This window comes from Enterobacter cloacae complex sp. SHL018 (assembly GCF_049237905.1).
Classification (GTDB): domain Bacteria; phylum Pseudomonadota; class Gammaproteobacteria; order Enterobacterales; family Enterobacteriaceae; genus Enterobacter; species Enterobacter hormaechei_C.
In genome coordinates this window covers 611,552-628,555 of the sequence record NZ_JBMKJE010000002.1, presented here as the reverse complement: position 1 = coordinate 628,555, position 17,004 = coordinate 611,552, and the positions used below count along the sequence as shown (strand labels likewise).

At 54.6% G+C, this 17,004-nt stretch carries 24 protein-coding genes; 11 read left to right on the top strand and 13 right to left on the bottom strand.

Annotated features, from left to right (window positions below):
- Positions 1 to 176 precede the first annotated feature (176 nt).
- Complete coding sequence (gene elbB / locus ACOTY5_RS12855) at positions 177 to 830, top strand: isoprenoid biosynthesis glyoxalase ElbB (RefSeq protein WP_045141582.1); 654 nt, start codon at positions 177 to 179, stop codon at positions 828 to 830.
- Positions 827 to 1,552, top strand: a complete 726-nt coding sequence (gene mtgA, locus ACOTY5_RS12850; protein ID WP_045141581.1) for a monofunctional biosynthetic peptidoglycan transglycosylase — start codon at positions 827 to 829, stop codon at positions 1,550 to 1,552. Before elbB ends, mtgA begins: the two co-directional genes overlap by 4 nt.
- A 39-nt stretch (positions 1,553 to 1,591) precedes the next feature.
- On the opposite strand, the gene npr is transcribed toward mtgA, so the two are convergent.
- The 11 genes from npr to ACOTY5_RS12795 form a co-directional block, all read right to left on the bottom strand.
- Positions 1,592 to 1,864, bottom strand: a complete 273-nt coding sequence (gene npr / locus ACOTY5_RS12845) for a PTS phosphocarrier protein NPr (RefSeq protein WP_003861872.1) — start codon at positions 1,862 to 1,864, stop codon at positions 1,592 to 1,594.
- Positions 1,861 to 2,715, bottom strand: coding sequence for an RNase adapter RapZ (gene rapZ, locus ACOTY5_RS12840; protein ID WP_003861870.1), 855 nt, complete (start codon positions 2,713 to 2,715; stop codon positions 1,861 to 1,863). Before rapZ ends, npr begins: the two co-directional genes overlap by 4 nt.
- A 45-nt stretch (positions 2,716 to 2,760) precedes the next feature.
- Positions 2,761 to 3,252: a PTS IIA-like nitrogen regulatory protein PtsN gene (gene ptsN, locus ACOTY5_RS12835; protein WP_003861869.1), complete on the bottom strand. Its 492-nt coding sequence runs from the start codon at positions 3,250 to 3,252 to the stop codon at positions 2,761 to 2,763.
- A gap of 82 nt (positions 3,253 to 3,334) precedes the next feature.
- Entirely contained in the window at positions 3,335 to 3,622 is a 288-nt protein-coding gene (hpf, locus tag ACOTY5_RS12830; protein WP_003861866.1) for a ribosome hibernation promoting factor, read from the bottom strand.
- Positions 3,623 to 3,644: 22 nt separating this feature from the next.
- Positions 3,645 to 5,078 carry an RNA polymerase factor sigma-54 gene (rpoN, locus tag ACOTY5_RS12825; protein ID WP_003861864.1) on the bottom strand — a complete coding sequence of 478 codons (1,434 nt, stop codon included), beginning with the start codon at positions 5,076 to 5,078 and terminating at the stop codon, positions 3,645 to 3,647.
- A gap of 47 nt (positions 5,079 to 5,125) precedes the next feature.
- Positions 5,126 to 5,851 (bottom strand): LPS export ABC transporter ATP-binding protein, encoded by a 726-nt coding sequence (lptB, locus tag ACOTY5_RS12820; RefSeq protein WP_003861862.1) that lies wholly within the window; start codon positions 5,849 to 5,851, stop codon positions 5,126 to 5,128.
- Positions 5,852 to 5,857: 6 nt separating this feature from the next.
- Complete coding sequence (gene lptA / locus ACOTY5_RS12815) at positions 5,858 to 6,412, bottom strand: lipopolysaccharide ABC transporter substrate-binding protein LptA (protein WP_006812136.1); 555 nt, start codon at positions 6,410 to 6,412, stop codon at positions 5,858 to 5,860.
- Positions 6,381 to 6,956, bottom strand: coding sequence for an LPS export ABC transporter periplasmic protein LptC (lptC, locus tag ACOTY5_RS12810; RefSeq protein WP_015571983.1), 576 nt, complete (start codon positions 6,954 to 6,956; stop codon positions 6,381 to 6,383). Before lptC ends, lptA begins: the two co-directional genes overlap by 32 nt.
- A complete protein-coding gene (gene kdsC / locus ACOTY5_RS12805; protein WP_045141580.1) occupies positions 6,953 to 7,519 on the bottom strand; it encodes a 3-deoxy-manno-octulosonate-8-phosphatase KdsC in 567 nt (188 codons plus the stop codon). The genes lptC and kdsC overlap by 4 nt, the downstream gene beginning before the upstream one ends.
- A 14-nt stretch (positions 7,520 to 7,533) precedes the next feature.
- On the bottom strand, positions 7,534 to 8,520 hold the full coding sequence (gene kdsD, locus ACOTY5_RS12800) for an arabinose-5-phosphate isomerase KdsD (RefSeq protein WP_045141579.1): 987 nt from the start codon (positions 8,518 to 8,520) through the stop codon (positions 7,534 to 7,536).
- A gap of 13 nt (positions 8,521 to 8,533) precedes the next feature.
- On the bottom strand, positions 8,534 to 9,511 hold the full coding sequence (locus ACOTY5_RS12795; protein ID WP_003861852.1) for a calcium/sodium antiporter: 978 nt from the start codon (positions 9,509 to 9,511) through the stop codon (positions 8,534 to 8,536).
- A 227-nt stretch (positions 9,512 to 9,738) separates the two neighbouring features.
- On the opposite strand from ACOTY5_RS12795, the gene mlaF reads away from it, so the two are divergent.
- The 7 genes from mlaF to murA all read left to right on the top strand — a co-directional run bounded on the left by mlaF (position 9,739) and on the right by murA (position 14,532).
- The gene (gene mlaF / locus ACOTY5_RS12790) at positions 9,739 to 10,551 is read left to right on the top strand and encodes a phospholipid ABC transporter ATP-binding protein MlaF (RefSeq protein WP_017382730.1); all 813 of its coding nucleotides are present in this window, start codon (positions 9,739 to 9,741) and stop codon (positions 10,549 to 10,551) included.
- A 7-nt stretch (positions 10,552 to 10,558) separates the two neighbouring features.
- Positions 10,559 to 11,341, top strand: a complete 783-nt coding sequence (mlaE, locus tag ACOTY5_RS12785; RefSeq protein ID WP_003861848.1) for a lipid asymmetry maintenance ABC transporter permease subunit MlaE — start codon at positions 10,559 to 10,561, stop codon at positions 11,339 to 11,341.
- Positions 11,342 to 11,345: 4 nt separating this feature from the next.
- Complete coding sequence (gene mlaD / locus ACOTY5_RS12780) at positions 11,346 to 11,894, top strand: outer membrane lipid asymmetry maintenance protein MlaD (protein ID WP_006812131.1); 549 nt, start codon at positions 11,346 to 11,348, stop codon at positions 11,892 to 11,894.
- Between the two features lie 18 nt (positions 11,895 to 11,912).
- Positions 11,913 to 12,548, top strand: coding sequence for a phospholipid-binding protein MlaC (mlaC, locus tag ACOTY5_RS12775; protein WP_006812130.1), 636 nt, complete (start codon positions 11,913 to 11,915; stop codon positions 12,546 to 12,548).
- On the top strand, positions 12,548 to 12,841 hold the full coding sequence (gene mlaB / locus ACOTY5_RS12770) for a lipid asymmetry maintenance protein MlaB (RefSeq protein WP_045141578.1): 294 nt from the start codon (positions 12,548 to 12,550) through the stop codon (positions 12,839 to 12,841). Before mlaC ends, mlaB begins: the two co-directional genes overlap by 1 nt.
- Before the next feature lie 126 nt (positions 12,842 to 12,967).
- Positions 12,968 to 13,222, top strand: coding sequence for a BolA family iron metabolism protein IbaG (gene ibaG / locus ACOTY5_RS12765; protein WP_003861840.1), 255 nt, complete (start codon positions 12,968 to 12,970; stop codon positions 13,220 to 13,222).
- A 50-nt stretch (positions 13,223 to 13,272) separates the two neighbouring features.
- Complete coding sequence (gene murA / locus ACOTY5_RS12760) at positions 13,273 to 14,532, top strand: UDP-N-acetylglucosamine 1-carboxyvinyltransferase (protein ID WP_006812128.1); 1,260 nt, start codon at positions 13,273 to 13,275, stop codon at positions 14,530 to 14,532.
- A 63-nt stretch (positions 14,533 to 14,595) separates the two neighbouring features.
- Here murA and sfsB read toward each other — a convergent pair whose 3' ends face one another.
- The gene (gene sfsB, locus ACOTY5_RS12755) at positions 14,596 to 14,883 is read right to left on the bottom strand and encodes a DNA-binding transcriptional regulator SfsB (RefSeq protein WP_020480545.1); all 288 of its coding nucleotides are present in this window, start codon (positions 14,881 to 14,883) and stop codon (positions 14,596 to 14,598) included.
- 229 nt (positions 14,884 to 15,112) lie between these two features.
- Positions 15,113 to 16,084, bottom strand: a complete 972-nt coding sequence (ispB, locus tag ACOTY5_RS12750) for an octaprenyl diphosphate synthase (protein WP_006812126.1) — start codon at positions 16,082 to 16,084, stop codon at positions 15,113 to 15,115.
- Positions 16,085 to 16,341: 257 nt separating this feature from the next.
- Here ispB and rplU point away from each other — a divergent pair, with 257 nt between their 5' ends.
- Positions 16,342 to 16,653, top strand: coding sequence for a 50S ribosomal protein L21 (gene rplU / locus ACOTY5_RS12745; protein WP_003025032.1), 312 nt, complete (start codon positions 16,342 to 16,344; stop codon positions 16,651 to 16,653).
- Between the two features lie 19 nt (positions 16,654 to 16,672).
- A complete protein-coding gene (gene rpmA / locus ACOTY5_RS12740) occupies positions 16,673 to 16,930 on the top strand; it encodes a 50S ribosomal protein L27 (RefSeq protein WP_003861831.1) in 258 nt (85 codons plus the stop codon).
- Positions 16,931 to 17,004: the final 74 nt, after the last annotated feature.

Sequence of the window (17,004 nt, the reverse complement as noted above, 5' to 3'; positions counted from 1 at the left end):
CGCCTGATTTTTGTGGGTTGTTTTCGCATGGACGCCGCCTGAAAATTGAGGCCGCACGCAGATAAGATAGCAAATCTTAAACAGTTTGTTACATGAATCAGTGAAATGTGTGAAGCATAGCGTTTTAATCAGAATTTTTAATGTGCTTCAGCGAGTTGCATAGAAGGATCGTCAGAATGAAAAAGATTGGTGTCGTGCTGAGCGGATGTGGTGTTTACGATGGTTCAGAGATACATGAAACCGTATTAACGCTGCTGGCATTATCGCGCCAGGGGGCAGACATTATCTGCTTCGCCCCGGATAAAACCCAGGCAGACGTGATTAATCATCTCACCGGCGAGCCAATGGCGGAAAGCCGTAACGTGCTGATTGAAGCGGCGCGTATTGTGCGCGGCGATATTCACCCGCTGGCACAGGCCGATGCCACTGAGCTTGATGCGCTCATCGTGCCGGGCGGTTTTGGCGCGGCGAAAAACCTGAGCACGTTTGCAACGGAAGGCGCGGCGTGTCATGTCGATCCCGATTTGAAAGCGCTATCGCTGGCGATGCATGCGGCAGGTAAGCCGCAGGGCTTTATCTGCATTGCGCCGGCCATGCTGCCGAAAATTTTTGATTTCCCGCTGCGGCTCACGATCGGAACCGACATTGATACCGCTGAGATTGTCGAGGATATGGGCGGCGAACACGTGCTATGTCCGGTAGACGACATTGTGGTGGATGAGGACAACAAGATCATCACCACGCCAGCGTATATGCTGGCGCAGAACATCGCCGAGGCTGCCGCAGGCATTGAAAAGCTGGTGGACAGAGTGCTGGTCCTGACCGAATGAGTCGTAAATTCTCCCCCGGCGGGTGGTTAAAACGGATCCTGCTGCGTATTGTGCTGGTCCTGGCCGTGTTCTGGGGCGGCGGTATTGCGCTGTTCAGCATCCTGCCCGTCCCGTTCTCGGCCGTGATGGCAGAGCGGCAGATTAGCGCCTGGCTCTCTGGGGATTTTGGCTATGTTGCCCATTCTGACTGGGTCAGCATGGATGCAATCTCGCCGTGGATGGGGCTGGCGGTCATTGCGGCAGAAGATCAGAAATTCCCGGAGCACTGGGGTTTTGACGTGGCGGCTATCGAGAAGGCGCTGGATCATAATGAACGTCATGAAAACCGCGTCCGCGGCGCATCGACGCTTTCTCAGCAGACGGTAAAAAACCTGTTCTTATGGGACGGTCGCAGCTGGGTGAGAAAAGGGCTGGAGGCCGGGCTGACGCTGGGCGTCGAGACGGTGTGGAGCAAAAAACGCATTTTAAACGTCTACCTGAATATCGCGGAATTTGGTGACGGCGTATTTGGTGTCGAAGCGGCATCGCAGCGCTATTTTGGCAAGCCCGCCAGCAGGCTGACTATGTCCGAAGCGGCACTGCTTGCCGCCGTGCTGCCGAACCCGCTGCGTTTTAAGGCCAGCGCCCCGTCAGGCTATGTGCGAAGCCGCCAGGCGTGGATTATGCGCCAGATGCGCCAGCTGGGTGGGGAAGGGTTTATGGAGCGAAATAATCTTAGGTAGGGCGGGTAAGCGCAGCGCTACCCGCCGACATGGCGAACGTTAGTCTTCGTCAAACCCGGCGTTGAACAGGGCAATCACTGCCGCCAGCGCTTCTTCTTCCTGCGGGCCGGTGGCTTCAACTTCAATCTGACGGCCTTTGGCAGAATCCAGCATCAGTAGCGCAATCACGCTGTTGGCTTCTGCCTCGGTTCCCTCGTCGTTGCGCAGCAGCACCTCAGCATCAAAACCCTGCATCAGTTCAAACAGCTTCATCGCCGGGCGCGCATGCATGCCCAGCTTGTTGGTGATTTCGACGGTCTGTTTTACGGTCATGTTTTGCGTTTTTCCAGCGTGCGATGACGGGACTGAACGTTCTTCCCGCGTGAGCGGAAGTAATCGGCCAGCTGTTCGGCAATGTAGACCGAACGATGTTTACCGCCGGTACAGCCAATCGCCACCGTCAGGTAGCTGCGATTATTTGTTTCCAGCATAGGTAACCATAGCTCAAGGTAGCTTCGCGTCTGGTAGATAAAATTGTGTACTTCTGTGTGTCGATCGAGGAACGCTGCCACCGGCTTATCCAGACCGGTCATCGGACGCAGTTTCGGATCCCAGTGTGGGTTCGGCAGGAAACGCACATCAAAAACGTAATCCGCATCGATAGGTATGCCGTGCTTAAAGCCGAAGGATTCAAACACCATCGTCAGTTCGCGCTCGCGCTTGCCGAGTAAGCGCGTACGCAGCATTTCCGCCAGCTCGTGGACGGACATTTCGGAAGTGTCGACAATCAGGTCGGCCCGGGAACGCAGTGGCTCAAGCAGATCGCTCTCTTTATCGATGGCGCTTTCCAGCGAAAGATTTTTACTGGAGAGCGGATGCAAACGACGTGTATCGCTGTAGCGACGGATCAGCGTGTTGCGGTCAGCGTCCAGGAACAAGAGCTGAGGCGAGAAGCATTCCGGCAGGCTGTTCATTGCCTGCTCGAAGATTTCCGGCGATTCCGGCATGTTACGCACGTCAATACTGACGGCGGCAGAGATTTGCCTGTCCGCCAGCGTCCGCGCCAGATCGGGTAACAACACTACCGGCAGGTTATCTACACAGTAAAATCCCATGTCTTCCAGCGCGCGCAGGGCCACGGACTTCCCGGACCCCGAACGACCGCTGACGATCATCAGCACCATGTTCCGTTTCTCCTCAGGGCAGCCGTTCTGAAGGCCCTTTCCCGATTATGCCTCATCCTGATTGCCTTCTGCTTCAGTGATAATTTGATAAAGCTCTTCATCACTTTGGGCTGAGCGCAGTCGACGACAAATGGTTTTATCCGCCAGACGTTTGGCAACCAGCGACAGCGTGTGCAGGTGGGTTTTGGTCTGATCGGCAGGAACCAGCAGCGCGAAAAGCAGATCCACAGGCTGGTTATCGATGGCGTCAAAAGCGATAGGCGTTTCCAGTTGCACAAACACCCCCACGGCACGCAGCGTATCTTCTTCCAGCTTGCCATGCGGGATCGCAATGCCATTGCCGATGCCAGTACTGCCCATTTTTTCACGGGTCAGAATGGCTTCAAACACGATCTGCGGCGGCAGACCCAGCTGTTTTGCGGCCAGCTCACTGATGATTTCCAGCGCACGTTTTTTGCTCTGGCAGTGAACGCCACTGCGGGTACAATCCTGGTTAAGGACATTGCTCAGTTGAAGAGCGGAATCGTTGTTTATCATAATTTCACCTAAGCGCTAACTGTACAAATGGCCTGTTGTGTTTCACAACAGGCCGTCCTGCACCCGTTAACTGCCCGGACAATTAGTGTTGTTTCAGTTTATCTTTATGTTTATTGAGCTGTCTCGCAAGCTTATCAATCAAGCCGTCGATAGCCGCGTACATGTCTTGCCCTTCCGCACTGGCATGGAGTTCCCCTCCGTTGACGTGCAGGGTCGCATCCGAGATATGCGTCACTTTCTCCACTTTCAACACAACATAGACCTGGTTGATCCTCTCGAAATACTGCTCGAGTTTCGCAAACTTAGTGTTTACAAAATCGCGTAAAGCCTCAGTAATCTCGACGTTATGTCCGGTGATATTGAGCTGCATAGTGTCTTCCTTATCGGTTGTGTCAAACCAGTTGTTTACGCTGGTTAGACGGCGGAATGGATAAAGACTCTCGATACTTCGCGACAGTACGACGTGCCACCATAATACCCTGATCGGACAGCATGGTGGTTAACTTACTGTCACTGAGTGGCTTCGCGGGGTTCTCCGCGGCGATCAACTTCTTCACCAGTGCGCGAATAGCCGTTGACGAGGCTTCGCCGCCGCCTTCGGTGTTCACGTGGCTGGAGAAGAAATACTTAAGCTCAAAAATACCGCGGGGGCTGTGCAGATATTTCTGCGTGGTCACGCGGGAAATGGTTGATTCATGCATCTCGACGGCCTGGGCGATGTCCGCCAGCACCATCGGTTTCATAAACTCTTCGCCCTGCTCAAAGAACGCCTGCTGCTGTTCGACAATACAGCGGCTGACGCGCAGCAGCGTGTCATTACGGCTCTCCAGGCTCTTGATCAACCAGCGTGCTTCCTGAAGGTTGCTGCGAATGTATTGATTATCAGCGTCGTTACGGGCGCTGGTGCACATGGAGGCGTATTGCTGGTTGATTTGCAGGCGAGGAATGCTGTCGGCGTTCAGTTCAACGACCCACCGGCCATTGTGTTTTCTCACCAGCACATCGGGGATGACATATTCCGGTTCGCTGGTCTGGATCGACTGCCCCGGACGCGGATCGAGCGACTGGATCAGATTCACCGCTTCCTTCAGCACCTCTTCTTTCAGGCGTGTGACGCGCATCAGGGTGCGGAAGTCGTGATTCGCCAGCAGATCCAGATGATCGCTGATGATGAGCCGGGCTTCGTCAATCCACGGTGTCTCTTTGGCAAACTGCGAAAGCTGGATCAGAAGACAGTCGCGCAGATCTTTCGCGGCGACGCCAATCGGGTCGAAACGCTGAACGCGTTTCAGAACGGCTTCGATCTCTTCCAGTTCAATCTCGTCATCGCCGATGCTTTCAAGAATCTCGTCCAGCGTCACGGTCAAATAGCCCGTGTCGTCAACGGCATCGACAATCGAGGTGGCAATGGCGCGATCGGTATCGGAGAAAGGGGTCAGCTCTACCTGCCACATCAGGTAGTCCTGAAGCGACTGGGTGGTTTCGCCCTGGTAGACCGGGAGTTCATCGTCCTGGTAGTCTGCACGTGTCCCGGAAGGGGTACCCGCGGTGTAAATTTCATCCCAGCTGGCATCCAGCGGCAGTTCGTCCGGCATCTCTTTCTGTTCGAGCGCATCTACGGAATCGAGCGTTTCTGTGTCCTGCGTCTGCTGGGCGTCTACCTCGTCATGAAGATCGGTTTGCTCCAGCAGCGGATTGCTGTCCAGCGCCTGCTGGAGCTCCTGCTGGAGTTCTAACGTGGACAGCTGCAACAGACGGATTGCCTGCTGTAGCTGCGGCGTCATGGCCAGTTGCTGGCTGAGCCGTAATTGCAAACCTTGCTTCATGTTCAGAGCGTTTTTCTCCGGTTCGGCGTGACTTAACCTCTACCCTATCAGAGTCTGAAGTCTTCCCCAAGGTACACGCGCTTAACATGCTCATCTTCGAGGATTTGCTGCGGCGTACCGTGGGCAATCAGATGGCCCTGGCTCACTATGTAGGCGCGCTCACACACGGCCAGCGTTTCACGAACGTTGTGGTCCGTGATCAGTACGCCAAGCCCGCTGTCGCGCAGGTGCTCAATGATACGTTTGATATCGATAACGGAGATGGGGTCAACGCCCGCAAACGGTTCATCCAGCAGGATGAATTTTGGGTTTGCTGCCAGCGCGCGCGCAATCTCAACGCGGCGGCGTTCACCACCGGACAGCGCCTGGCCGAGGCTGTCACGCAGATGTTCGATATGAAACTCTTCCATCAGCTCGTTCGCACGGTCAGTGCGCTGCTCGCTGGTCAGATCGTCACGGATCTGGAGCACGGCCATCAGGTTGTCGAACACGCTTAAGCGGCGGAAAATAGACGCTTCCTGCGGCAAATAGCCGATGCCACGACGCGCGCGGGCATGAAGCGGCAGCAGGCTGATATCTTCATCATCGATGATGATGTTGCCGGCGTCACGCGGGACGATGCCCACCACCATGTAGAAGGTCGTGGTTTTACCCGCCCCGTTAGGGCCAAGCAAACCCACGATTTCGCCGGAGTTGACGGTCAGACTGACATCTTCGACGACGCGGCGGCCCTTATACGCTTTCGCGAGGTTTTTTGCAGTTAAAGTTGCCATTACGAATTAGTTACTCTTTTTCTGTGCCGGAGCCTGACCGTTGTTCTTGTCCTGCAACTGCGAAGGCACAAGCACGGTCGTGACGCGTTTGCCTTTTTCGCTGGAGGCCTGCATTTTCTGCTCTTTCACCAGATAGGTGATCTTGTCGCCTTTGATATTGCTGTCCAGCTGTTCCAGGTAAGCATTACCGGTCAGGATGACCAGATCCTTCGCCAGTTCATAGTGCATATGCGAGGCATGGCCTTTCACCGGCTTGCCGTTGTCCTGCATCTGGTAGAAGGTGGCCGGGTTGCCATAACCATCGATAATCTCTTTGCCCTGCTCGCCGCCCGGACGGGTAACGACCACTTTGTCGGCGTTGATTTTAATGGTGCCCTGGGTCATGACGACGTTGCCGGTAAAGGTGACGACGTTACCCTGCATATCCAGAGACTGGGTATCGGATTCAATATGAATCGGCTGTTCGGTGTCGCCAGTCACAGCAAGCGCGGGAAGACTGGCCGCCAGCAGCGCGCTGGCGATAACAACTTTAAGGCTGAGTTTGTTTGTTTTGAATTTCATAGGAGGTTCTAACCTTTTCAATCAGCTCGGCGTTTTTGCTGCGTAAGTTCCCGCGCATTCTTAAACCGCTGGAATTAAATGTTGTGCCATACAGGGTGACTAAATCCTGCGACGTGACATCCTGGGTGACCAGGTTGATCTGGGCGTTATCCGTCGTAATTTTTCGCAGTTGCGCGTCAGCGGTCAGGGCGTTGACTTCAACGTGACCATACAGGTAAAGCATACGGTCATTTGTCAGTTTTGCCCGGTCAGACTTGATAGACCACGTCGGCACTTTGTCCGTATCAAAGGTGGTCATGACCGGTTGGGTAAACCACGAGGTACCGTCATCTGAAAAATATTCTACATGCTGAGCAACGAGGCGATAGTTCAGCGCGCCTTCCGGGCTATAGACCACGGTGTCGCTGTGATCGCTTTTATAGGTCGGGTCGCTCGTGTTAACCACTTCCGCTTGCGTATCATCGCGGTCAGCGAGGTTGACGCCAATCAGTACCAGGGCGACAAGCGCAAGCAGAATGATAACCCAACGTCTGGTTTTACTCATATCGATTGCCCTTTCGCCTCATCAAGCTTGCCCTGCGACAGCAGAAGCAGATCGCAGACTTCACGGACGGCGCCGCGGCCACCGTGAATATGGGTAACGTAATCAGCACGCGGGATCAGCAGCGGGTGCGCGTCAGCCACGGCGATGCTCAGACCCACCTCCGCCATCACTGGCCAGTCGATCAAATCATCCCCGACGTATGCCACATTCTCTGGTGCAATGGCCAGTTTTCCCAGCAGATCCCGGAAAGCTACCATCTTATCAGACTGCCCCTGATAGAGATGGGTAATGCCCAGCGTTTCACACCGATCTTCTACCAGTTTAGCTTTCCGCCCGGTGATGATTGCAACTTCAATTCCGGACGTGAGCGCACAGCGGATACCGTAACCGTCGCGAACGTTAAAGGCTTTCAGCTCTTCGCCGTTATTGCCCATATAAATCAGACCGTCGGAGAGCACACCATCCACATCGATGATCAACAGGCGGATATTTTCCGCCTTTGCCATCATGTGGGCGCTCACCGGGCCATAACAGGTTGCAAGGGATGCACCCGCATTACTCATTGTCTTATCCTTCATTACACTACGCCAGCGCGCAGCAGATCATGCATATGTACCACACCCAGCAGTTGGTCGCCATCGGCAACCATCACTGAGGTAATATGACGGGACTGCATCAGGTTCAGCACATCTACCGCCAGCGTGCCCGGACGGACGCGGATCCCGCCTGGCGTCATCACATCAGCAATGCCCAGCGTTCGGACATCCACACCCATATCGAATACCCGGCGCAGGTCGCCGTCGGTGAAAATGCCCTGAATCTTCATCAGATCGTCGCAGATAACCGTCATGCCCAGGTTTTTACGGGTGATCTCCAGTAACGCGTCGCGCAAAGACGCCTCTTTGCTCACGTGCGGGATCTCATCTCCGGTGTGCATAATATCGTTAACCCGCAGCAGCAGTTTGCGCCCGAGCGCGCCGCCGGGATGAGACAGGGCAAAATCTTCAGGCGTAAAACCGCGGGCTTCCAGCAGCGCAACGGCAAGGGCATCGCCCATCACCAGCGCGGCGGTTGTGCTGGAGGTCGGCGCCAGCCCCAGCGGACAGGCTTCTTTAGGCACTTTCACGCACAGGTGAATATCCGCCGCACGCGCCATGCTGCTTTCCGGTCGGCTGGTCATGCAAATCAGCGGTACGTGCAGACGCTTCAGCACCGGGATCAACGCCAGGATTTCATTCGATTCCCCGGAGTTGGACAGCGCAATAACCACGTCCTGCGGCGTAACCATGCCGAGGTCACCGTGCGCGGCTTCACCGGGATGAACGAAGAATGACGACGTGCCGGTACTGGCAAAGGTCGCCGCCATTTTGCGTCCGATATGGCCGGATTTGCCCATCCCCATCACCACGACTTTGCCGGCACAGTAGAACATCTTCTCACAGGCCAGACTAAAATCCTGATTAATGTACTGATCTAACTGCGCCAGACCTTCACGTTCAATCTCCAGAACGTCTTTGCCTGCTTTCTGAAAGTCAACACCCGGCTGCAATTCTATTTGCGACATAATGCGTTTCCGTTTACCCAGAGAGAAGAGGCGAAAGCCAGTACAGCATCGCCAGCCATACGATAAATCCACCCGTCAGCAGCGCGCCTGCGCCTTTGCCGATCTGCTCTTTTCGCCGCCAGCAGAGCAGGGCGAAAATCACGCTGACCAGCAGCATCACACCGTAATCGCGCGTGAAAACCATAGGGTTAAACGGCCCCGGCGAGATTAGCGCCGGCAGCCCTGTCACGATTGCGATATTGAAAATATTCGAGCCAATGATATTGCCGATGGCGATATCATCTTCCCCTTTACGCGCCCCGGCGATGGCGGTGGCCAGCTCTGGCAGGCTGGTGCCGATGGCGATTACCGTCAGACCGATTGTCAGTTCGCTCATCGCAAACGCGTTCGCCAGCACCGTCGCGTTATCGACCACCATCCGCGTGGCCATTGGCATGATGATCAGCGCGACGCCCAGCCACAGCAGGGCGACGGGTAAGGTCCCTTCCCGGGGCAGCTCGGCGAGATGCTCACGCGTAAGGCTATCGTTACCCTGTTTTTCCGCCAGACGTGCGATCTTCACGCTGTAAAGCAACCAGATCACGGCCAGGGCGAGCAGGAATATACCGTCACCGACGCTCAGCACCCCGTCATAAAGTACGTAGCCTGCCAGCAGACTGACGACTAACATTAACGGCAATTCCCGGCGCAAAACATCAGAATGCACGCGAAATGGATGCAGTAATGCGGCTAAGCCTAAAATCAGTAAGATATTGACGATGTTAGAGCCAATCGCGGTGCCGATAGCGAGGTCGACTTGCCCATGCAGCGAGGCTGAAACAGAAACGATGATTTCAGGAAGCGATGTGCCTACACTGACCACCGTCATGCCGATAATGATGGGCGGCATGCCAATGAGTCGACAGAGAATGGATGCGGCAAAGACCAAACGGTCAGCACTGTAGACCACCAACAGTAAACCAATTATTAACAGTGCTGTTGCTAAAAGCATCAAAAGTCCTTTCTTCAGGTATACTCGCTGGTCCACTGCGCACGAATGTTGGCGCCAGATGAAGTCTGAGACGTAACGAATTCCTAATTTTGACTTTATGCGCCGGAAAAGTAAAACAAATGCCAGCTTTCGCTAACCCCAATAGTGAATATTCTGTAAAAATGCGGGGTTTAGGGCTGATTTACGCTTCATGCCAGCCGTGAAGCAAGGTAAGTAAGGAACCATAAATGAGCCAAACGATGGCGAATATAGTCGATGTCCGGGGCGTCAGTTTTTCTCGCGGCAACCGGTTAATATTTGATGATATTTCGCTGACCGTGCCGCGCGGTAAAATCACCGCCATCATGGGGCCGTCAGGGATCGGTAAAACCACGTTGCTGCGTCTTATCGGCGGGCAAATCCCCCCTGACAGCGGCGAAATTCTCTTCGACGGCGAAAATGTCCCGGCGATGTCTCGCTCGCGCCTCTACACGGTTCGCAAACGGATGAGCATGCTCTTTCAGTCGGGCGCGCTGTTCACGGATATGAACGTTTTTGACAACGTGGCCTATCCGTTGCGTGAGCACACCCATCTTCCTCCTGAGCTGTTGCACAGTACGGTGATGATGAAGCTTGAAGCCGTGGGGCTGCGGGGGGCTGCGAAACTCATGCCGTCCGAACTCTCGGGTGGGATGGCGCGCCGCGCCGCGCTGGCGCGTGCTATTGCCCTGGAACCCGATTTAATCATGTTCGATGAACCGTTCGTCGGGCAGGACCCCATCACCATGGGCGTGCTGGTGAAGTTAATTTCGGAGCTGAACAGCGCCCTTGGCGTCACCTGCGTGGTGGTTTCCCACGACGTGCCGGAAGTGCTGAGTATCGCTGATTACGCCTATATTGTGGCTGACAAAAAGATCGTCGCCCACGGCAGCGCGCAGGCGTTGCAGGAGAATGGCGATCCGCGCGTGCGGCAGTTCCTGGACGGTATCGCAGATGGGCCGGTGCCTTTCCGCTATCCGGCGGGCGACTATCATGACGATTTACTCGGAATAGGGAGTTAAGCCACTCATGCTGTTAAATGCGTTGGCGGGTCTTGGACACCGTGGCCTAAAAACCATCAGTACGTTCGGGCGTGCCGGATTAATGTTGTTCAACGCGCTGGTCGGCAAACCGGAGTTCCGCAAGCATGCGCCGTTACTGGTAAGGCAGCTTTATAACGTCGGCGTGCTGTCGATGCTTATCATCATCGTGTCGGGTCTGTTTATTGGCATGGTGCTGGGGTTGCAGGGGTATCTGGTGCTGACAACCTACAGCGCGGAAACCAGCCTTGGCATGCTGGTGGCGCTCTCGCTGCTGCGTGAACTCGGGCCGGTGGTTGCCGCGCTGCTGTTCGCCGGGCGTGCCGGGTCAGCGTTGACGGCGGAAATTGGCCTGATGCGCGCCACCGAGCAGCTCTCCAGTATGGAGATGATGGCAGTCGATCCGCTGCGCCGGGTAATCTCGCCGCGCTTCTGGGCCGGGGTTATCTCCTTGCCGTTACTGACTATCCTCTTTGTGGCGGTAGGTATCTGGGGAGGCGCGCTGGTTGGCGTTAACTGGAAAGGCATTGATGCCGGATTCTTCTGGTCTGCCATGCAGGACGCCATCGATCTGCGGATGGATCTGGTGAACTGTCTGATCAAGAGCGTGGTTTTCGCTGTGACGGTTACCTGGATTGCGTTGTTTAATGGTTACGATGCCATTCCGACGTCGGCGGGCATTAGCCGTGCAACGACGCGTACTGTCGTACATTCGTCGCTGGCCGTTTTAGGTCTGGATTTTGTGCTCACCGCACTGATGTTTGGGAATTGAGTTCATGCAAACGAGAAAAAATGAAATTTGGGTTGGCGTGTTTCTGCTTCTGGCGCTGCTGGCCGCGCTGTTCATCTGCCTGCGAGCGGCGGACATCACCTCTGTTCGCGCCGAGCCGACGTATCGTGTCTACGCGACTTTCGATAACATCGGCGGCCTGAAAGCGCGCTCACCGGTGCGTATTGGTGGCGTCGTTATCGGACGTGTCGCTGACATTACGCTTGATGAGAAAACCTATCTGCCGCGCGTCGCGATGGATATCGAAGAGCGCTATAACCACATTCCGGACACCAGCTCGCTTTCTATCCGCACCTCTGGCCTGCTGGGGGAGCAATATCTGGCCCTTAACGTTGGTTTTGAAGATCCTGAGCTGGGAACGACTATCCTTAAAGACGGTAGCGTAATCCAGGATACCAAGTCAGCGATGGTGCTGGAAGATATGATTGGTCAGTTCCTTTACAACAGTAAAGGGGATGATAAAAAGTCTGACGATGCCCCTGCGCAGAGTGAAGACCACACCAACGTCGAACCGACGCCAGGCGCGACGAATTAATTTCAGGAGAAGTCATTCATGTTTAAACGACTGTTAATGGTTGCCATGCTGGTCATTGCCCCTCTTACCGCGGCGCACGCTGCGGATCAGAGTAACCCGTACAAACTGATGGATGAGGCCGCGAAGAAAACCTTCGACCGTCTTAAAAACGAACAGCCAAAAATCCGTTCTAACCCTGATTATCTGCGTGATGTGGTGGATCAGGAACTGCTGCCGTATGTGCAGATCAAGTATGCGGGCGCACTGGTGCTGGGCCGTTACTACAAAGACGCGACCCCTGCACAGCGCGAGGCTTACTTTGCGGCGTTCCGTGAATACCTGAAACAGGCTTACGGCCAGGCGCTGGCGATGTACCACGGGCAGACCTATCAGATTGCCCCTGAACAGCCGCTGGGCGATGCCACTATCATTCCTATTCGCGTGACGATTATCGATCCAAACGGTCGTCCACCGGTTCGTCTGGACTTCCAGTGGCGTAAAAACAGCCAGACCGGAAACTGGCAGGCGTACGACATGATCGCTGAAGGCGTCAGCATGATCACCACTAAACAGAACGAGTGGAGCGATCTGCTGCGCACTAAAGGCATCGATGGCCTGACGGCTCAGCTTCAGTCCATCTCTCGTCAGAAAATTACCCTGGACGAGAAGAAGTAATGTCACAGCAGCTTAGCTGGGCGCGTGACGGCGAGACGTTGACGCTGACGGGAGAGCTGGATCAGGATCTGCTTAACCCGCTGTGGGACGCTCGCCATAAAGCGATGCAGGGCGTGACGCTGATTGATCTCCATGGCGTTACGCGGGTAGATACCGCCGGTATCGCCCTGCTGGCGCACCTGGTGGCCACGGGCAAAAAGCAGGGGAGCAGCGTTACCCTGACGGGGGTAAGCGATAACGTGATTACCCTTGCACAGCTTTACAATTTGCCCGAAGACGTATTACCTCGCTAATTTTTTCAGTACGTTACTTCTGAAAGCCCCGACAGTTTACGCGTCGGGGCTTTTTGCTTGTTTAAGACCGCGCCACTTTGCTCTAAGATGTTGAGCTTGTTTTCACTATCAGATGATGTAGACCCCATGGAAAATAATGAAATCCAGACTGTGCTGATGAATGCACTCTCCCTTCAGGAAGCCCACGTCTCTGGCGATGGCAGTCACTTCCAGGTTATTGCTGTGGGTGAGATGTTCGACGGAATGAGTCGCGTGAAGAAACAGCAGGCTGTGTACGCGCCGCTGATGGAATACATTGCGGATAACCGCATCCACGCCCTGTCGATTAAAGCGTTCACCCCACAGGAGTGGGCACGCGATCGCAAACTAAACGGTTTTTGAGCTGAGGGCGAAACGCCCGCAGCACGGTTGAATTTATAAGAGAGCAAACGATGGATAAATTTCGTGTACAGGGACCCACGCGTCTCCAGGGCGAAGTCACAATTTCTGGCGCTAAAAACGCCGCGCTGCCCATTCTTTTCGCTGCGCTGCTCGCAGAAGAGCCGGTAGAGATCCAGAACGTACCGAAGCTGAAAGATATCGACACGACCATGAAGTTGCTCGGCCAGTTGGGCACCAAAGTGGAGCGTAACGGTTCCGTCTGGATCGATGCCAGCAACGTGAACAACTTCTCAGCGCCGTATGAGCTGGTGAAAACCATGCGTGCTTCCATCTGGGCGCTTGGTCCGCTGGTGGCGCGTTTCGGTCAGGGACAGGTTTCACTGCCGGGCGGATGCGCTATCGGCGCGCGTCCCGTTGACCTGCATATCTTCGGCCTGGAAAAACTCGGCGCAGAGATCAAGCTGGAAGAGGGTTACGTTAAAGCGTCCGTCAATGGTCGTCTGAAAGGCGCGCACATTGTCATGGACAAAGTGAGCGTGGGCGCAACGGTCACCATCATGTCGGCTGCTACGCTGGCAGAAGGCACTACCATCATCGAAAACGCCGCCCGTGAGCCGGAGATCGTGGATACCGCGAACTTCCTGGTCGCGCTGGGGGCGAAGATCAGCGGGCAGGGCACAGACCGTATCACCATCGAAGGCGTTGAACGTCTGGGTGGTGGTGTGTATCGCGTACTGCCAGATCGTATCGAAACCGGTACTTTCCTGGTGGCCGCGGCCATTTCTGGCGGTAAGATTGTCTGCCGTAACGCCCAGCCAGATACCCTGGATGCGGTGCTGGCGAAACTGCGCGATGCGGGTGCGGATATCGAAATCGGTGAAGACTGGATCAGCCTCGATATGCACGGGCAGCGTCCTAAAGCCGTTAACGTGCGTACTGCGCCACATCCGGCATTCCCGACGGATATGCAGGCACAGTTCACGCTGTTGAACCTGGTGGCCGAAGGCACGGGCTTCATCACGGAAACTATCTTCGAAAACCGTTTCATGCACGTACCGGAACTGATCCGTATGGGTGCGCATGCTGAGATTGAAAGCAACACGGTAATTTGCCACGGCGTTGAAAAACTGTCCGGTGCGCAGGTGATGGCGACCGATCTGCGCGCGTCTGCGAGCCTCGTATTGGCAGGTTGTATTGCGGAAGGGACTACCGTTGTCGATCGTATCTACCACATCGATCGTGGATACGAGCGTATTGAGGACAAACTGCGCGCGCTGGGTGCAAATATCGAGCGTGTGAAGGGCGAGTAATCGTTCCGGCACCCCCCTGCCATAACAGGCCGGGGGATTGCTGTTCCTGTCAATCCTGGTGCATCAGTCCTGATGTGCTTTCTTCGTTTTGCCCTGGCGCATCATGCGCGTTCTGTCGATAAATTCATGGGTAATAGGATCGTGGTAGCGTGACGGCCATATCACCCACGGATGCGTATCCAGCGCCGTCGCGATAATCAGTTCCCCCTTCGGCCATGGGCGGGTCAGGGCGTTTGCCAGCGTCGACGAGCTTAGCCCATGACGACGTGATTCGGCAGCCAGCGATGTTCCTTTTTTACGCAGTGCCGCAATAATGTCAGCAGAATGCCAGTCGATGAATTTTGTATCCATAATGCTGTCCTTGTGTTCGTTATCGTCCACGTCGTTTCGTGTGAAAAGACAGCATTACTATACTCACTTCGAACATGTGTTCTAAAAAGTTCATGTTACGAGAAGCAATATTCAGAATAAGGCACGGCTTTATACATGCGGCCTGTAACCCGATGGGCTTACGCGGAAATGTAATTTATTGGTGTGTACTGGAATCTCCCTGCGTGGGCGCAGGGAGATGAGGAGGGGATTATCGGTCGCGCTGGACGGCGATGTGCGCGAGGCCGATTAGCGCATCACGCCATGGGCTGTCGGGAATGACCTGAATGGCGGCGATGGCTTTGTCCGCTTCTTCTTCAGCGCGCTGACGCGTCCATTCCAGGGAGCCGCAGATAGCCATTGTTTCCAGTACCGGTTCCAGAAGATGGCGTCCATTTCCCTGCTCGATAGCCTCCCGGATCATTTTCGCCTGCTCTGGTGTGCCATTGCGCATCGCGTGGAGCAGCGGCAGCGTTGGCTTGCCTTCGTTCAGGTCATCGCCGACATTTTTACCGAGCGTTTCGCCATCCGCGCTGTAGTCCAGCAAATCATCAATCAGCTGGAACGCGGTGCCGAGGTAACGGCCATAGTCCTGAAGGCCCTTTTCCTGAGCTTCGCTACAGCCTGCCAGAATGCCGGAGCATTGCGCGGCGGCTTCGAACAGACGTGCGGTCTTGCTGTAAATCACCCGCATATAGTTTTCTTCGGTGATGTCCGGGTCGTTGACGTTCATCAGCTGTAGGACTTCACCTTCAGCGATAACGTTCACGGCTTCTGACATCACTTCCAGCACCTTCAGCGAGCCAAGGCTGGTCATCATCTGGAAGGCGCGGGTATAGATAAAATCGCCTACCAGAACGCTTGCCGCATTACCAAACGCGGCGTTGGCGGTGGCTTTTCCACGACGCATGTCTGATTCATCCACAACATCGTCGTGAAGCAGGGTGGCGGTGTGGATAAATTCGATCAGCGCCGCGATCGTGACGTGGGCATTTCCCTGATAGCCAACCGCGCGTGCGGCCAGAATGGCAATCATCGGACGAATACGTTTACCGCCGCCGCTGACGATGTAATAGCCCAACTGATTGATCAGCTGAACGTCAGAGTTGAGTTGCTCCAGGATTGCTGCATTCACACCCGCCATATCTTGCGCGGTTAACTCATTGATTTTTTCTAAATTCATCGCAAAAGCCGGGCTTTTTATCCTGTTTATCCCACACGAGATGGGTACACAAAGGGTTTCGGTTTATAAATAGTATTGCTGATTGTACTGAAAAAACGGCTCAGATAAACGTTACCGTACGTGTTGTGTTTTTTTTCTTCATGTATTGATGGTAGCACTTGTCAAAGGCTCGCGTTTTGCGTAATATTCGCGCCCTATTGTGAATATTTATAGCGCACTCTGAATCATACGAGGATGTGCGCGGAAGCGGAGTTTATATGTACGCGGTTTTCCAAAGTGGTGGTAAACAACACCGAGTAAGCGAAGGTCAGACCGTTCGCCTGGAAAAGCTGGACATCGCAACTGGCGAATCTGTTGAGTTCGCTGAAGTTCTGATGATCGCAAACGGTGAAGAAGTCAAAATCGGCGTTCCTTTCGTTGATGGCGGCGTTATCAAAGCTGAAGTTGTTGCTCACGGTCGTGGCGAGAAAGTTAAAATCGTTAAGTTTCGTCGTCGTAAACACTATCGTAAGCAGCAGGGCCACCGTCAGTGGTTCACTGATGTGAAAATTACTGGCATCAGCGCCTAAGACCTGAGGAGAGATTTAAATGGCACATAAAAAGGCTGGCGGCTCCACACGTAACGGTCGCGATTCAGAAGCTAAACGCCTGGGCGTTAAGCGTTTCGGTGGCGAATCCGTTCTGGCGGGTAGCATCATCGTTCGTCAGCGTGGCACCAAGTTCCACGCGGGTACCAACGTAGGTTGCGGTCGTGACCACACTCTGTTTGCTAAAGCAGACGGTAAAGTGAAATTTGAAGTTAAAGGCCCGAACAACCGTAAATACATCAGCATCGTTGCTGAGTAAGGTTTTCTCGGTCCGGTAACGGATTAAAGCCCCGCAACGTGTTGCGGGGCTTTTTACATTGGAAACCCGGAAAA

Bases quoted from the DNA above. Each gene is read 5' to 3' on its own strand.
- elbB (WP_045141582.1), top strand. From the start codon at position 177: ATGAAAAAGATTGGTGTCGTGCTGAGCGGATGTGGTGTTTACGATGGT.
- mtgA (WP_045141581.1), top strand. From the start codon at position 827: ATGAGTCGTAAATTCTCCCCCGGCGGGTGGTTAAAACGGATCCTGCTG.
- npr (WP_003861872.1), bottom strand. From the start codon at position 1,864: ATGACCGTAAAACAGACCGTCGAAATCACCAACAAGCTGGGCATGCAT.
- rapZ (WP_003861870.1), bottom strand. From the start codon at position 2,715: ATGGTGCTGATGATCGTCAGCGGTCGTTCGGGGTCCGGGAAGTCCGTG.
- ptsN (WP_003861869.1), bottom strand. From the start codon at position 3,252: ATGATAAACAACGATTCCGCTCTTCAACTGAGCAATGTCCTTAACCAG.
- hpf (WP_003861866.1), bottom strand. From the start codon at position 3,622: ATGCAGCTCAATATCACCGGACATAACGTCGAGATTACTGAGGCTTTA.
- rpoN (WP_003861864.1), bottom strand. From the start codon at position 5,078: ATGAAGCAAGGTTTGCAATTACGGCTCAGCCAGCAACTGGCCATGACG.
- lptB (WP_003861862.1), bottom strand. From the start codon at position 5,851: ATGGCAACTTTAACTGCAAAAAACCTCGCGAAAGCGTATAAGGGCCGC.
- lptA (WP_006812136.1), bottom strand. From the start codon at position 6,412: ATGAAATTCAAAACAAACAAACTCAGCCTTAAAGTTGTTATCGCCAGC.
- lptC (WP_015571983.1), bottom strand. From the start codon at position 6,956: ATGAGTAAAACCAGACGTTGGGTTATCATTCTGCTTGCGCTTGTCGCC.
- kdsC (WP_045141580.1), bottom strand. From the start codon at position 7,519: ATGAGTAATGCGGGTGCATCCCTTGCAACCTGTTATGGCCCGGTGAGC.
- kdsD (WP_045141579.1), bottom strand. From the start codon at position 8,520: ATGTCGCAAATAGAATTGCAGCCGGGTGTTGACTTTCAGAAAGCAGGC.
- ACOTY5_RS12795 (WP_003861852.1), bottom strand. From the start codon at position 9,511: ATGCTTTTAGCAACAGCACTGTTAATAATTGGTTTACTGTTGGTGGTC.
- mlaF (WP_017382730.1), top strand. From the start codon at position 9,739: ATGAGCCAAACGATGGCGAATATAGTCGATGTCCGGGGCGTCAGTTTT.
- mlaE (WP_003861848.1), top strand. From the start codon at position 10,559: ATGCTGTTAAATGCGTTGGCGGGTCTTGGACACCGTGGCCTAAAAACC.
- mlaD (WP_006812131.1), top strand. From the start codon at position 11,346: ATGCAAACGAGAAAAAATGAAATTTGGGTTGGCGTGTTTCTGCTTCTG.
- mlaC (WP_006812130.1), top strand. From the start codon at position 11,913: ATGTTTAAACGACTGTTAATGGTTGCCATGCTGGTCATTGCCCCTCTT.
- mlaB (WP_045141578.1), top strand. From the start codon at position 12,548: ATGTCACAGCAGCTTAGCTGGGCGCGTGACGGCGAGACGTTGACGCTG.
- ibaG (WP_003861840.1), top strand. From the start codon at position 12,968: ATGGAAAATAATGAAATCCAGACTGTGCTGATGAATGCACTCTCCCTT.
- murA (WP_006812128.1), top strand. From the start codon at position 13,273: ATGGATAAATTTCGTGTACAGGGACCCACGCGTCTCCAGGGCGAAGTC.
- sfsB (WP_020480545.1), bottom strand. From the start codon at position 14,883: ATGGATACAAAATTCATCGACTGGCATTCTGCTGACATTATTGCGGCA.
- ispB (WP_006812126.1), bottom strand. From the start codon at position 16,084: ATGAATTTAGAAAAAATCAATGAGTTAACCGCGCAAGATATGGCGGGT.
- rplU (WP_003025032.1), top strand. From the start codon at position 16,342: ATGTACGCGGTTTTCCAAAGTGGTGGTAAACAACACCGAGTAAGCGAA.
- rpmA (WP_003861831.1), top strand. From the start codon at position 16,673: ATGGCACATAAAAAGGCTGGCGGCTCCACACGTAACGGTCGCGATTCA.